Raw genomic sequence first — 12,814 nt, 5'->3', positions numbered from 1 at the left:
CCCGCCCCGGGCGTCCACCCGGATAGGGACCGACGAGAATGGGACTCCATGGGCACGTATCTGATCACGGGGGCGACGGGCGGCATCGGCACGGCGGTCGCCGAGTTGCTCCGCGAGCGCGGGCACGACCTGATCCTCACCGGCCGCTCCCCCGAGCGCCTCGGCGCCCTCGCCAGGACGCTGGAGACGGGCGCGCACGCCGCCACCCAGGTCATCAACCCCGGCGCGGTGAGCGCGCCGCCGCGCGCCGGGACCGTCGCGACCGTCCCGCTGGACCTGACGGAGCCGCGCCGCATCGAGGCGTCCCTCGCGATGGCCGGGATCCCGGAACGGCTGGACGGCGTCGTCCACGCGGCGGGCATGGTGCACCTGTCCCCGGTCGCCGAGCTGGAGGCCGACGAGTGGATGGAGCACCTGTCGGTGAACCTGGTGTCGGCGGCGGAGCTGACCCGCCTGCTGCTGCCCGCGCTGCGCGCCGCCGGGGGGCACGTCGTCTTCGTGAACTCCACCGCCGGGCTGCGCGCGAACCCCGAGTGGTCGGCGTACGCGGCGAGCAAGTTCGGGCTGCGCGCCCTCGCCGACTCGCTGCGCGCGGAGGAGCCGTCGCTGCGCGTCACGACCGTCTACCCGGGCCGGACGGCCACGGAGATGCAGCGCAGGGTGCGCGCCCAGGAGGGCCAGAACTACGCCGAGGACGACTTCGCGGCGCCGGGCACCGTCGCCCGCGTCCTGGTGGCGGCCCTGGAGACGCCGCGCGACGCGGTCGTCTCCGACGTCACCGTCCGGCCGAACTGACGTCGGCCGCGCCGCTCACTCCGGCCACGGGCTGTCGAGGATCAGCTGGACGAAGTCGGCGCGTTCGAAACCGTCCATGTAGTGCTGGAGGACGTCGGCGTTCATGTTGCCGAAGGTCGTCTCCGGGCGGTGGACGTTGCCGTCGGTGAACGCGCGGAGGATGCGGTTCTTGAAGTCCGGGCGCGGGTGCGCGCTCGTCACGGCGCCGCGCTGCTCGTCGGTGAGGTCGTCGTAGCCGAGGCCCAGCACGTCGGTCGCCACGCCCGCGTTGAGCAGGGCGATCACCGGGTCGAGGAACTCGGGGACGCCGGGCGTGGTGTGCAGGGCGATGCCGAGCCACACGGTGCGGGCGTCGGCCTCGCCGTGGCCGCGCCGGAGGAGGAAGTCACGCGCGGCGTGGGCGCCGTCGACTTCGAACCGCAGCCGCGAGTCCCGGTAGCCGGGGGTCAGGCCGAGGTCGTGGAACATCGCCGCCGTGTAGAGCAGTTCCAGGTCGGGCTCCAGCCCCCGGGCCCGGCCCTGGAGCGCGCCGAAGAGGAACACGCGCCGCGAGTGGTGGTAGAGCAGGTCGTCCTCGGTGTCGCGGATGTACTCCGTCACGTCCCGGACGAGCGGTGTGTCGGGGACGGTGATGCCTGCGATCGTCTCGGCCATGGCACCGGGGTACCCGGGTCACCGCGGTGCACGCGCCGGGCGCCGGGGCTCAGCTCCGGCGCAGGAACCAGGATGCCAGCACGCCGCCGACCAGCCCGAACAGGTGGCCCTGCCAGGAGATGCCGGGGTCGCCGGGGATGACCCCGAGGATCATCGTCCCGTAGACGGCGACGACGGCGACCGCGATGCCGATGTCGACCAGCCGCCGCTCGAAGAGCCCGCGCCCGACCAGGTAGCCGAAGAACCCGAAGATCAGGATGCTGGAGCCGAGCGTGTTCGCCGAGCTGAGGAACCACACCCCGAGCCCGCCGACCACGATGATGATCAGGCTGGCGGCGAGGAACTTGGCGATGCCGCGCGCCGCCGCGAGGAACCCGAGCACGAGGAACGGCAGCGTGTTGGCCATCAGGTGGCCGAACCCGGCGTGCATGAACGGGGCGGTGAAGATGTCCGGGAGGTCGTTGACGTCGCGCGGCTGGATCCCGAACCGGTCGAGCCACCCGTCGGTCGTGTAGTCGAACGCCTCCAGGACCCACATCACGGCGGTCACGGAGACGATCAGGACGAGCGACGACAGCGCGCGGAACCCGTGCTTGGCCAGCTCCTCGGAACGCTGCCGGTCGGGGGTATAGCTCATGTCAGCCACCGTATGTCTGGACGTCCCTGAACCGTCAACGACCGGGACGCGGGGAAGGTGCCAGCGGACCTTTCCGGCATAGTGGGCGGATGCGCGCTGCGATCTGCGAGAAGCTCGGTTCGGTCGCCGTCACGGAGACCGCCTCCCCCGTCCCCGGCCCCGGCCAGGTGCTCGTCACCGTGGAGGCGGCGGGGGTCAACTACGTGGACGCCCTCTTCGTCCAGGGCCGGTACCAGATCAAGCCGCCGCTGCCGTTCGTGCCGGGCAGCGAGGTGGCGGGGACTCTGCCGTCCGGGGAGCGCGTCCTCGCGATGTGCGGGCTCGGCGGCTTCGCGACCGAGGTGGCGGTGCCCGCGGCCTCGGCCGTCCCGATCCCGGACGAACTGGACTTCCCCCGCGCCGCCACGTTCACCCAGAGCTACTGCACCGCCCTGTTCGCCCTCCGCGACCGCGCGGCGCTGCGGCCGGGCGAGTCGGTGCTCGTCCTGGGCGCCGGCGGCGGTGTGGGCCTGGCCGCGGTGCAGATCGCGAAGGCGATGGGCGCCCGCGTCCTCGCGGCGGCATCCACGGACGGCAAGCAGCAGGCCGCCCGTGACGCGGGCGCGGACGACGCCATCGGCACCGCCGACGTCAAAACCGCCGCCCGCGCGTGGTCGGACGGCGGCGTGGACGTGGTCTACGACCCGGTCGGCGGCGCCCTCGCCGACCCCGCCCTGCGCTCCCTGCGCGAACGGGGCCGCTACGTCGTGATCGGTTTCGCGTCCGGGGACATCCCGTCCCTCCCGCTGAACCAGGTGCTGCTGCGCAACCGCGCGATCGTCGGCGTCGACTGGGGCGCCTGGGCGATGGCGAACCCCGAGGCGCAGCGCGCCCTCCTGGACGAGCTCCTCGCCATGGTCGCCAAGGGCGACCTCACCCCGGTGCCGCCCCGCACGGCACCGCTCGCGTCGGTGGCGGAGGTCCTGGACGACCTGCTGAACCGCCGCGTCGTGGGCAAGGTGGCCCTGCTGCCCTAGGCGGCGGAGTCCGGCTAGGCGGCGGAGGCGTGCTCCGACTCGGAGGCGTCGCCGCGCACCACGATGACGGGCAGCGGGCGCCGCGCCGGGGCCTCGGCCGTCCGGCGGAGGTAGCGGCGCTCCTCCGGGGTCGTGCCGCCCCAGATGCCGTCGGGCTCACCGACCTTCAGCGCCCACGCGAGGCATTCGGCCTTCACGGGGCAGTTCGCGCAGATCGCCTTGGCGGCGTCCTCCTGCGCCTGGAGCACCGGCGCCGAGTAGCCGATCGGGAAGAACAGGTCCGGATCGGCACCGCGGCAGATGGCGTGGTCCGTCCAGTGCTCCTCGTTCTCGTTGTTCTCGTTGACGTGCATTGGCTTCTCCCTGCGCCGCGACGAGACCACCGTGCGGGGTTCTCCTCGGCCGGGGTGGTCTCCACTCAACGTAGTACTACGACACGTAGTACTACAAGACATGCGTGAACGTTGCAACTTAGCGTCCGGATAACCTGTGGGGTGTGCAGCGTGATCAAGAAGTGACCTTCCGCGAGGCGACGGCGGCCGATCTACCCCAGATCGTCCGGCTTCTCGCCGACGATCCCCTGGGATCGACCCGTGAAACACCGGGCGAGGAGATCCCGGAGGCCTACTTCACCGCCTTCGCAGCGATCGAGAAGGACCCCAACAACACGGTGATCGTCGCGGAGGTCGAGGGCGAGCTCGCGGGCACCCTCCAGCTCACCTTCATCCCCGGCCTGACCTACACCGGCGGCGAGCGCGCCCAGATCGAGGGCGTCCGCATCGCCGCCGAGCAGCGCGGCCGCGGCGTCGGCCAGCTCATGATCGACTACGCCATCGACCGCGCCCGCGCCCGCGGCTGCCGCGTCGTCCAGCTCACCACCGACCGCCAGCGCCCCGACGCGATCCGCTTCTACCAGAAGATCGGCTTCCGCCCCTCCCACATGGGCATGAAGTACCACCTCTCCTGACGGGCCACCGCGCGGAGTCACTGTGCGGCCGGCGCGGCGGCCCGCCTGGTCAGGCGCCGGGGAGGGAGAGGTGCCGCGGGTTGGCGACTGTGAGTTTGTCCACTACCGAGTCGCGTACCGCCCGGGTGACCTCGTCCATCCGGGAGTCCAGAGTGCCTTCGCGGATGGCCTTGGCCAGATCGGTGTCGGATCCGCAGTCGAGGTTGCGGAGGCGCTTTTCGTGCGCCGCCTTGTGAGCGTCGCCTAGGAGGAGTTCCCGGCGGGCTATGACCAGGGCCGCGGCGGCGACACGGGCATGGAAGCGCAGGCGGTCGTCGGGTTGCTCTGCCTGGAGGAGGAACGCGCCCACTGCATCGATGAGGGTGGACGCGTCAGGACGGTCATGCGGGGGCGTGCTCGTGTTCTGCGCGGTTTCCAGGGGGTCTTGGACGGTCGTGGGTTCGGTCAGGCCCAAAGCCAGGAGCAGGTCGTGTTCTTGTTCACAGACCTTGCGGCCCAGGACCGCGTACTCGATGGACGGGTCTGAGCCGGTCAGGTAGCGCTCGGCCTGGTGGCGGCACAGGATCAGCCAGCGGAGGGTGCCGTAGACCTCCCACCAGTGGAGTTCCTCCGGGGTGGGCGGGGTGCCGCCCGCGTCGGCGTAGCCGGCGAGGAGCTCCTCGCGGGGGCCGAAGCCGCCCACTGGGTGCGGGGAGTTGAAGCGCCATGCCTTAGTGCAGAGCCAGCCGAGGTCTTCGGCCGGGTCGCCGAGATGGGTCAGCTCCCAGTCGAGGACGCCGCGGACGCCGGTCTCGTCGATCATCAGATTGCCGTTGCGGAAGTCGCCGTGGACGACCGTGCGGGGGCCCGAGGCGGGCGGGCGGTTGCCGTCCAGCCAGCGGAGCGCCAGCTCGACGGCGGGGCGCGCCTCGAAGTTCGCGTAGTACTCGGTGAGGGCGTCGAGGGGGTCGAGGTCGGGGAGGTCCGGGACGGGGGCCATCGTGTGCAGGCGGGCCAGGATCGCGCCGAGCTCGCGGGCCAGGGCGGGGCGGACGGCGGCGAAGCGGTCGTCGCGGAGGAGGCGGCGGGGGATCGTCTCGCCGGGCAGCCGCTCCATGATCAGAAAGGGGGCGCCGGCCAGGTCGTCGCCGTGGTCGGCGAGGGCGGGGACGGGGACCCCGGCCGCGGCCGCGGCGGCCAGCAGCGCCGCCTCGCGGGCCATCGCGGTCGGGTCGGGCGAGCCCGGCGGGTCGCGGCGCAGGATCAGGGCGCGGCCGCCGGCGTCGAACGCCCAGGTCTCGCGGCTGGCGCCGCCGGAGAGCCGACGCAGGCCGGTGATCTCCGAGCCCAGGCGGGCCGCCAGCGCGGCCGCCACGGCGGTCATGCGCGGGCCGCGCGCTGGGCGGCGGCGAGGTCGCGGAGCGGGTCGCTGCCCCGGGTGTCGGCGTACTCCTCGATGCGCGCGATCCGCCCGGCGGCGACGGTCGCGAACAGGCACGCGGCCATCTCGACGGGCGTCCCGTCCGGGAGGGTGCCGCGCAGGACGTGCCGCTGGACGTAGCCGTCCGGCAGGGGGTCGCGGCGGATCTCCTCGTAGCGGAAGTCCGCCAGGTTGCGCGACAGCCAGCGCAGCGTGCGCAGGTTGTCGTCGACGCTCTGCTCGGAGCCGCCGCCGGGGCCGGGTCCGTTGTGCCAGATCCGGGCGTCCGGCGCGTAGATCGCGCGGAGGGCGTCGACGTCTCCCGAGGTGATGGCGGTCATGAAGCGGTCGGCGAGTTCCACGGGTCTCCTTCGTCAGGACGGCAGGCCGAGGGCTCGGACGGTAAGAGTGTCCAGGGTGTCCAGGAGCCGCTCGGTGCCCGGGGGGTCGTTGCCCTGGACGAGCGACAGGTACAGCGAGTGGTCCACCATCGCGGCGAGGGCGCGGGCGGCGGTCTCGGGGTCGAGGTCGGCCGGGACGAGCCCCTCGCGCTGCCAGCGCGCGATCGCCCGCGCGGAGCGCTCGGCGGACGCGGCCCGGTGCTTGCGGCGCAGTTCCTGGAACTCGGCGTTGAACGTCGCGACCTGCTCGATGATCGCCATCATCTTCGCGTTGCGCAGGTACGCCTCGTAGTAGGCGCGGTTGGCGCGGCGGATGCGGGCGGCCGGGGACGGGCCGGTCAGCGGGACGGGCGCGTGGTCCGTCATGTCGGCGAACAGCCGGTCGGCGACCTCCAGGAACACGGCCTCCTTCGACGGGAAGTAGGTGTAGAAGGACCCGTAGGCGACGCGGGCGTGCCGGGTGATGTGCGCGACGCGGGTCTCCAGGAAGCCGTGCTCCTCGAACACCTCGCGGGCGGCCGTGAGCAGGCGCTCCCTGGTCCGGGCGCCGCGCTCGGTGAGCGGCTGGCCGCCGGATTCGTCGCCGCTCCGCATGACCGTGGTTCCTTTCTCCAGGGCTTGACAACCCGATGCTCGCAGGAACAGTATCCGAGCATCGAGCAAGTTGATATGACTGTCAAGTCAACTTCTGGGAGGCGCGATGGCGGGCCGGGCATGCTGATCAACGACATCGTCGAGTACGCGGCGCGCAAGCACCCCGAGCGGCCGGCGATCCTGTTCGAGGACGAGGCGGTCACGTACGCCGAACTGCGCGACCGGGTGCGGCGCACCGCGAACGCCCTGCTCACGGTCGCCGAGCCGGGCGACCGGGTGGCCGTGCTGTCGGGGAACCGGCCGGAGTACTTCGACCTCTACTACGGCGTCCCGGGCGCCGGGATGGCGCTGACCTTCCTCAACCACCGGCTGCACCCGTCCGAGATCGCGGGGCTCGTCGACCACGCGCAGGCGTCGGTGCTCATCGTGAGCAGCGAGTACGTCGAGGAGATGGACCGGCTCCGCGACGCGATGCCGACGGTGAAGACCGTCCTGAACCTCGACGACGACTACCGCGACCTGGTCGCGGAGGCGCCCGCGACCGAGCCGCCGCGCCCCGACGAGGACTCCGTCGCCTGGCTCGTCTACACCAGCGGCACGACCGGCCGGCCCAAGGGCGTCATGCTCAGCCACCGCAACCTGGTCACCGGAGTGATCAGCTCGGTGGCGCACTGGGAGATCCCGGACGCGACGCGGTTCCTGTTCTGCTTCCCGCTCTGCCACGTCGGCGGCTACACCGCCGTCGTCTACCACATGCGCGGCGCGACGGTCGGGATCGTCCGGTCCTACGACAACGAGACGTTCCTGCGGCTGGTCGCCGAATGGCGGATCACCCAGACCGGGCTGGCGCCGACGATGATCGCCTTCCTGCTGTCCCACCCCGGGATCGAGGACCGCGACCTCGGCACGCTGGAGGCCATCGGGTACGGCGCGTCCGCGATCCCGGCCGAGGTGCTGCGCCGCGGGATGGACGTCCTCGGCTGCGACTTCTACCAGGGCATGGGCATGAGCGAGCTCGGCGGCAACATCCTGCACTTCGGGATCGCCGAGCACCGCCGCGCCGCCGCCGGGGAGACGCACCTGCTCGCCGCCGCCGGCCGCGTCATGGACCTCGCCGACGTCCGGATCGTGGACGAGGACTTCCGCGACGTCCCGGACGGCGAGCCCGGCGAGATGGTCGTGCGCTGCGACCAGGTGATGCGCGGCTACTGGCGCGAGCCGGAGCTGACCGCCGAGGCGTTCCGGGACGGCTGGTTCCGCACCGGCGACGTCGTCCGGCGGGACGCCGAGGGCATGGTCTACATCGTCGACCGGATCAAGGACATGATCATCACCGGCGGGGAGAACGTGGCGTCCCGCGAGGTCGAGCAGGTCCTCTACCGGCACCCGGCGATCGCGGACGCGGCCGTGTTCGGCGTCCCCGACCCGCGCTGGGGCGAGTCGGTCTGCGCCGCCGTCGTGGCGCGCGAGGAGATCGGCGCGGGCGACGTCATCGCGTTCGCCCGCGAGCACCTCGGCGGCTACAAGGTGCCGCGCCGCGTCGAATTCGTCCCCGAACTGCCCCGCAATGTCGCCGGCAAGGTCCTGAAACGCGAACTGCGCTCCCGATTCAAGGAGGTCACGTGAACACCGAGTTCGAACTCGGCGGCATCAACCACCTGGCGCTGGTGTCGTCCGACATGAAACGCACCATCGACTTCTACTCCGGCGTCCTCGGAATGCCGCTCATCAAGACCCTCGACCTGCCCGCCGGACTGGGCCAGCACTTCTTCTTCGACTGCGGCGGCGGCGACTGCGTGGCGTTCTTCTGGTTCCCGGACGCACCGGACCCCGTCCCCGGGATCTCCGCACCCGCCGGCCGCCCCGAGCAGGGCGAACTGCTCAGCGCGGTCGGGTCGATGAACCACGTCGCCTTCCACGTCCCGCCGGAGAAGTTCGAGGAGTACCGCACGCGGCTCAAGGAGAAGGGCGTCACGGTCAGCCCCATCCTGAACCACGACGACAGCCCGATGGGCGTCTCCCGCGACGTCGACGACGGGGTGTTCGTCCGCTCCTTCTACTTCCAGGACCCCGACGGGATCCTCCTCGAATTCGCCTGCTGGACGCGCGAGTTCGACGCCTCCGACGTCTCCCACGAGCCCAAGACCGCCGCCGACCGCACCATCTCGAAGGACAAGCATGCCGCGACTGCGTGAGGTCCCCCGCGCCGAAGTCACCGACGAGCGCATCCTCTTCTTCTACGACCACCTGTTCGCGCCCGACCGCGACCCGGCCGTCGACCACGGCACCGCGACCGGCTCGCCCGGCGACTGGTGGACGGTGTTCGCCCAGTCCCCCGACGTGTTCCGGCACGCCGTCCGGGGCTTCGCGCTGTACCGCAACGCCGACCTCGACCCCGTCCTGCGGGAGCTGGGCCAGTGCCGCGCGGGCTGGGCGCGCGGCAGCCAGTTCGTGTTCTCCCAGCACTGCAAGCAGATGCGGGCGCTCGGCATGGCCGAGGAGAAGATCGAGTCCATCCCGCACTGGCAGACGGCCGACTGCTACTCGCCGCTGGAGCGGGCCGTCCTCGCCTACACCGACTGCCTCGTCCTGGACGGCGGCCGGACGCCCGACGCGGTCTTCGACATCCTCAAGGAGCACCTCTCCGACAAGGAGATCCTCCAGCTCACCTACATCACGTGCATGTACGAGATGCACGCGACGATGTCCCGCGCGCTGCGCCTGGAGTTCGACGACCGCCCCGAGCCGATCGTGGAGGTCGCCGCGCCCGAGGGCTACGGCAACCGCGACATCTCGGCCGACCTGACCGGGGCGGGCTGATGCTGTTCCCCGTGCCCGAGCGGGTCCGCGGCGTCCGGGACGCCGTCCACGCCTTCATGACCGAGCGCGTCGAACCGGCCGAACCCGCGCTGAACGGCGGCGACCGCGAGACGCTCCGCAAGCTGCGGGAGGAGGCGAAGGCCGAGGGCCTGTGGGCGCTCGGCCACCCCACCGAGCTGGGCGGCGGCGGCCTGCCGTTCCTCGACTACGTCTACGTCAACGAGGTGCAGGGGCGCAGCGAATGGGGGCAGCTCGCCCTCGGCACGTTCACCCTCCAGGACTCGCTGATGCTGCACAAGTACGCGGGCCCCCGCTGGCGCGAGCGCTACCTGGCCCCGATGGTCGCGGGCGAGGTCTCGCCGAGCTTCGCGATGACCGAGCCGGACATCGCCAGCTCCGACCCCACGCAGCTCCGGACGAAGGCCGTACTGGACGGCGACCACTGGGTCATCAGCGGCCGCAAGTGGTTCACGACGGGCGCCGCCGACGCCGCCTACACCACGGTCATGTGCCGCACCGAGCCCGAGGGGACGGCCCCGCACCGCTCCTTCAGCATGATCATCGTGCCGACGGACACGCCGGGGTACCGGATCGTCCGGGAGACGCCCGTCCTCGGCATCAACGGCGGCCACTACGAGGTCGCCTACGACGACGTGCGCGTCCCCGCCGACAACCTCCTCGGCCCGCGCGGGCAGGGCTTCGTCATCGCCCAGGACCGCCTCGGCCCCGGCCGCATCTTCCACTGCATGCGCTGGCTCGGCCAGGCCCAGCGCGCGTTCGAGCTGATGTGCGCCCGCCTCGGCGCCCGCGTCGCGTTCGGCGAGCCCCTGTCGGCGAAGCAGCTGATGCAGCAGCACGTCTTCGACTCCTACACCGAGATCCAGGCCGCGCGCCTGCTCACCCTCCAGGCCGCCGAGCAGATCGACGCGGGCAGCCAGGCGCGCATCGAGATCGGCGCGATCAAGGTGGTCGGGGCGCGGATGCTGCACAACGTCGTCGACCGCGCCGTCCAGGTGCACGGCGCCGCCGGGCTCACCGACGACACGCCGCTGTCCCGCATGTACCGGCACGCCCGCGAGGCCCGCATCTACGACGGCCCGGACGAGGTCCACGTCCAGAGCACCGCCCGCCGCATCCTGCGGGAGCTCGCATGAGGCTCAGCCGCAGGTCGCTGCTCGGCGGGTTCGGCGCGGCAGCCGTGCTCGGCACGTCCGGCACCGTCCTCGGCACGTCCGGCACCGCGGCCGCCGCCGGCCGGCCGCGTCCGCGAAAGGGAAAGAAATTGAAGATCACCAAGCTGGCCGAGGGGCTCCTGTTCCCCGAGGGCCCGACCGTCCTGCCGAACGGGGACGTACTCGTCGTCGAGTTGCACCGCGGCACGCTGACCCGCGTGAAGCCGGACGGCACCACGTCCGTCGCGGCGGAGACCGGCGGCGGCCCGAACGGGTCGGCGCTCGGCCCGGACGGGCGCGTCTACATCGCCAACTCCGGCGGCCTCAACCGCTTCGAGGTCGGCGGCTTCGTCTTCGCCGGCGGCATCCCCGCCGACTACGCGGGCGGCAGCATCCAGGCCGTCGACCTGACGGACGGCTCCGTCGAGACCCTCTACAGCGACGGCCTCCGCGGCCCCAACGACCTGGTGGTGGACGCCCACGGCGGCATCTACTTCACCGACTACGGCAAGAGCGACGGCGTCACCGGCGACAAGGGCCGCCTGTTCTACGCCAAGGCGGACGGCTCGTCCATCGAGATGATCGCCGCCGGGATGGAGGGCCCGAACGGCATCGGCCTCTCCCCGGACGGCACGCGCCTGTACGTCAGCGAGACCTACACGGCGCGCGTCTGGTGGTGGGACGTCACCGGCCCCGGCGAGATCAAGGGCGGGAGGTCGCTCGGCGGCTCCGGCGGCGGCAACTTCCTCTACACCGCGCCCGACTACACCAACTTCGACTCGCTCGGCGTGGACGGCCACGGCAACGTCTGCGTCGCGTCGATGGTGCACGCGGGCATCTCGATCATCAGCCCGGAGGGCGACCTGGTCCGCTTCGTCGACATCGACGTGGACGGCGACCCGGGCATCACCAACATCACCTGGGGCGGCGACGACATGCGCACCGCCTATGTGACCGCCTCCAGCACCGGCCGGCTTCTGAAGATCGAGAACTGGCCGTTCCCCGGCCTGGTGCTCAACCACGCCTGACATGCGGCCGCGCCGCCGACCGCCCCGCCCGCCGACCGCCCGGCGGGCGGGGATTCGGACGCTCATGGCCGTTTCTTGGAATAGGCGGGCACCGCGTTTTTTCGGTGGGCGGAGTTTCCCGGGGTGACTGCTGGGAAATCTGCCTGCTAGAGGGAACGGAGGCGGTTGGCATGGAGGTCGTTCTCGAAATGACCCTGCCGAGGAACGCCGAGAGCGCTCCGCTGGTGCGGCACACGCTCGACGCTTCCCTTCGCGGGCTCGGAGTGGGTTCCGAGATCCGTGCCGATATCGCGCTGGCGCTCGGAGAGGCGTGCGCGAACGTCATCCAGCATGCCGCCTCCGGAATGGAGTACGAGGTCCGGGCGCGGATGGACGGCGCGCGATGCGTCGTGGAAGTCATCGACGGGGGCACGGACGCGGGGGAAGGCGACGGGAGCGTCATAGAAACGGAATGGGAGCCCGCGGACGCGGCGCCCCTGGCCGAACACGGCCGGGGGCTGCGGCTGATGCGGGCGTTCACGGAGGAGCTTCGCATCGCCGACCGGGTGCACCGCACCGGCGCGATCGTGCATTTCGAGAAGTCGCTGGCCGGGTGACCGGCCCGCGGACCGGGTGACGGGCCCGGCGGCGCGCGCCGCCGGACCGGTCACCCGGCCGGGTCGTGGCCGCCGTCAGCCGGTGACCGGGATGTCGTGCTCGACGGGCGTCGGCGCGGGCGCCTCCTTCGGCGCGCGCGCCGGGGCGCCGCGGCCGCAGGTGGCGGACGCGACCCGGAGCGTGCCCTTGTCGCGGGGCAGCGCCAGCTCCATCGCGGTGACGGCGAGCCGGCCGTCCGCGGTGCGCTGCTGCTTGTTGAGGATCAGCGCCGTCCGGCCGACGCCGTCCACGTCGACCGGGATGGTGGTGTTCGGCGGCGGCGAGGCGTCCAGCCGCTTGCCCGCGAGGACGGCGCGGCCGAGGTGCGCGGAGCCGCGGCCGTCGACGCACTTGGCCGACACGGCGCTGGCGAGCAGGTCCGCGGACGGGACGGCGAGGCGCGTGACGGTCGAGCGGGCGCGGGACGGCGAGGCGCTGACGTGCAGGGCCTCGGCGTCGGCGAGGTCGGTGTGGTTCTCCCGCAGGAGTCTCTTGTTGACCTCCTCGGTGGTGGACGAGACGGCCGGCACCGGCGGGACCGTGATCGGCCCGGTGATCGCCAGCCCGTACGCGGACCCCTCGCCCGCGGGAGCGGTGGCGGCCTGCGCCGGGACGGCCGCGAGCCCGCCGGCGAGCAGGCCGGCGGCGAGGCAGCTGACGACATGGCGGTGACGCATGGGTGTGCTCCGATTCTG

General features: G+C 72.2%; 16 protein-coding genes. 9 read left to right on the top strand and 7 right to left on the bottom strand.

The annotated features are described in order from the left end of the window. The first annotated feature begins 48 nt into the window (after window positions 1–48). Window positions 49–795, top strand: a complete 747-nt coding sequence (locus ACGFI1_RS26410; RefSeq protein ID WP_392788790.1) for an SDR family oxidoreductase — start codon at window positions 49–51, stop codon at window positions 793–795. A gap of 15 nt (window positions 796–810) precedes the next feature. On the opposite strand, the gene ACGFI1_RS26405 is transcribed toward ACGFI1_RS26410, so the two are convergent. Together ACGFI1_RS26405 and ACGFI1_RS26400 are read right to left on the bottom strand one after the other, a co-directional pair. Beyond that, window positions 811–1,449: an HD domain-containing protein gene (locus ACGFI1_RS26405; RefSeq protein WP_387069251.1), complete on the bottom strand. Its 639-nt coding sequence runs from the start codon at window positions 1,447–1,449 to the stop codon at window positions 811–813. A gap of 49 nt (window positions 1,450–1,498) precedes the next feature. Next, window positions 1,499–2,086 (bottom strand): rhomboid family intramembrane serine protease, encoded by a 588-nt coding sequence (locus ACGFI1_RS26400; protein ID WP_138640614.1) that lies wholly within the window; start codon window positions 2,084–2,086, stop codon window positions 1,499–1,501. A gap of 89 nt (window positions 2,087–2,175) precedes the next feature. On the opposite strand from ACGFI1_RS26400, the gene ACGFI1_RS26395 reads away from it, so the two are divergent. After that, a complete protein-coding gene (locus tag ACGFI1_RS26395; protein ID WP_138640615.1) occupies window positions 2,176–3,102 on the top strand; it encodes an NADPH:quinone oxidoreductase family protein in 927 nt (308 codons plus the stop codon). Window positions 3,103–3,116: 14 nt separating this feature from the next. On the opposite strand, the gene ACGFI1_RS26390 is transcribed toward ACGFI1_RS26395, so the two are convergent. After that, entirely contained in the window at window positions 3,117–3,455 is a 339-nt protein-coding gene (locus ACGFI1_RS26390) for a WhiB family transcriptional regulator (protein WP_138640616.1), read from the bottom strand. Between the two features lie 143 nt (window positions 3,456–3,598). On the opposite strand from ACGFI1_RS26390, the gene ACGFI1_RS26385 reads away from it, so the two are divergent. Further along, window positions 3,599–4,069: a GNAT family N-acetyltransferase gene (locus tag ACGFI1_RS26385; protein WP_338072633.1), complete on the top strand. Its 471-nt coding sequence runs from the start codon at window positions 3,599–3,601 to the stop codon at window positions 4,067–4,069. Between the two features lie 49 nt (window positions 4,070–4,118). Here the strand turns inward: ACGFI1_RS26385 and ACGFI1_RS26380 are convergent, their stop codons facing one another. The 3 genes from ACGFI1_RS26380 to ACGFI1_RS26370 are packed head-to-tail and all read right to left on the bottom strand — an operon-like array spanning window position 4,119 to window position 6,463. Next, window positions 4,119–5,432 carry a phosphotransferase family protein gene (locus ACGFI1_RS26380; RefSeq protein ID WP_392788787.1) on the bottom strand — a complete coding sequence of 438 codons (1,314 nt, stop codon included), beginning with the start codon at window positions 5,430–5,432 and terminating at the stop codon, window positions 4,119–4,121. After that, the gene (locus ACGFI1_RS26375) at window positions 5,429–5,830 is read right to left on the bottom strand and encodes a nuclear transport factor 2 family protein (RefSeq protein ID WP_387069255.1); all 402 of its coding nucleotides are present in this window, start codon (window positions 5,828–5,830) and stop codon (window positions 5,429–5,431) included. Before ACGFI1_RS26375 ends, ACGFI1_RS26380 begins: the two co-directional genes overlap by 4 nt. 12 nt (window positions 5,831–5,842) lie before the next feature. Further along, window positions 5,843–6,463: a TetR/AcrR family transcriptional regulator gene (locus ACGFI1_RS26370; RefSeq protein ID WP_386872245.1), complete on the bottom strand. Its 621-nt coding sequence runs from the start codon at window positions 6,461–6,463 to the stop codon at window positions 5,843–5,845. A gap of 120 nt (window positions 6,464–6,583) precedes the next feature. On the opposite strand from ACGFI1_RS26370, the gene ACGFI1_RS26365 reads away from it, so the two are divergent. The 6 genes from ACGFI1_RS26365 to ACGFI1_RS26340 all read left to right on the top strand — a co-directional run bounded on the left by ACGFI1_RS26365 (window position 6,584) and on the right by ACGFI1_RS26340 (window position 12,079). Further along, complete coding sequence (locus tag ACGFI1_RS26365; RefSeq protein WP_387069257.1) at window positions 6,584–8,089, top strand: AMP-binding protein; 1,506 nt, start codon at window positions 6,584–6,586, stop codon at window positions 8,087–8,089. Next, window positions 8,086–8,658: a VOC family protein gene (locus ACGFI1_RS26360; RefSeq protein WP_387069259.1), complete on the top strand. Its 573-nt coding sequence runs from the start codon at window positions 8,086–8,088 to the stop codon at window positions 8,656–8,658. The genes ACGFI1_RS26365 and ACGFI1_RS26360 overlap by 4 nt, the downstream gene beginning before the upstream one ends. Beyond that, the gene (locus ACGFI1_RS26355; protein WP_386872239.1) at window positions 8,642–9,283 is read left to right on the top strand and encodes a carboxymuconolactone decarboxylase family protein; all 642 of its coding nucleotides are present in this window, start codon (window positions 8,642–8,644) and stop codon (window positions 9,281–9,283) included. The genes ACGFI1_RS26360 and ACGFI1_RS26355 overlap by 17 nt, the downstream gene beginning before the upstream one ends. Beyond that, entirely contained in the window at window positions 9,283–10,437 is a 1,155-nt protein-coding gene (locus tag ACGFI1_RS26350) for an acyl-CoA dehydrogenase family protein (RefSeq protein WP_392788784.1), read from the top strand. The genes ACGFI1_RS26355 and ACGFI1_RS26350 overlap by 1 nt, the downstream gene beginning before the upstream one ends. Then, entirely contained in the window at window positions 10,434–11,483 is a 1,050-nt protein-coding gene (locus ACGFI1_RS26345; RefSeq protein ID WP_392788781.1) for an SMP-30/gluconolactonase/LRE family protein, read from the top strand. Before ACGFI1_RS26350 ends, ACGFI1_RS26345 begins: the two co-directional genes overlap by 4 nt. A 188-nt stretch (window positions 11,484–11,671) precedes the next feature. Next, window positions 11,672–12,079, top strand: a complete 408-nt coding sequence (locus tag ACGFI1_RS26340) for an ATP-binding protein (RefSeq protein ID WP_254715661.1) — start codon at window positions 11,672–11,674, stop codon at window positions 12,077–12,079. Between the two features lie 75 nt (window positions 12,080–12,154). Here the strand turns inward: ACGFI1_RS26340 and ACGFI1_RS26335 are convergent, their stop codons facing one another. Further along, on the bottom strand, window positions 12,155–12,796 hold the full coding sequence (locus ACGFI1_RS26335) for a choice-of-anchor P family protein (RefSeq protein ID WP_138638896.1): 642 nt from the start codon (window positions 12,794–12,796) through the stop codon (window positions 12,155–12,157). Between the last annotated feature and the right edge of the window lie 18 nt (window positions 12,797–12,814).

Origin of the sequence: Actinomadura geliboluensis (assembly GCF_043197915.1) — a bacterium.
Lineage (GTDB): Bacteria > Actinomycetota > Actinomycetes > Streptosporangiales > Streptosporangiaceae > Spirillospora > Spirillospora geliboluensis.
This window is presented reverse-complemented; position numbering and strand designations above follow the sequence as displayed.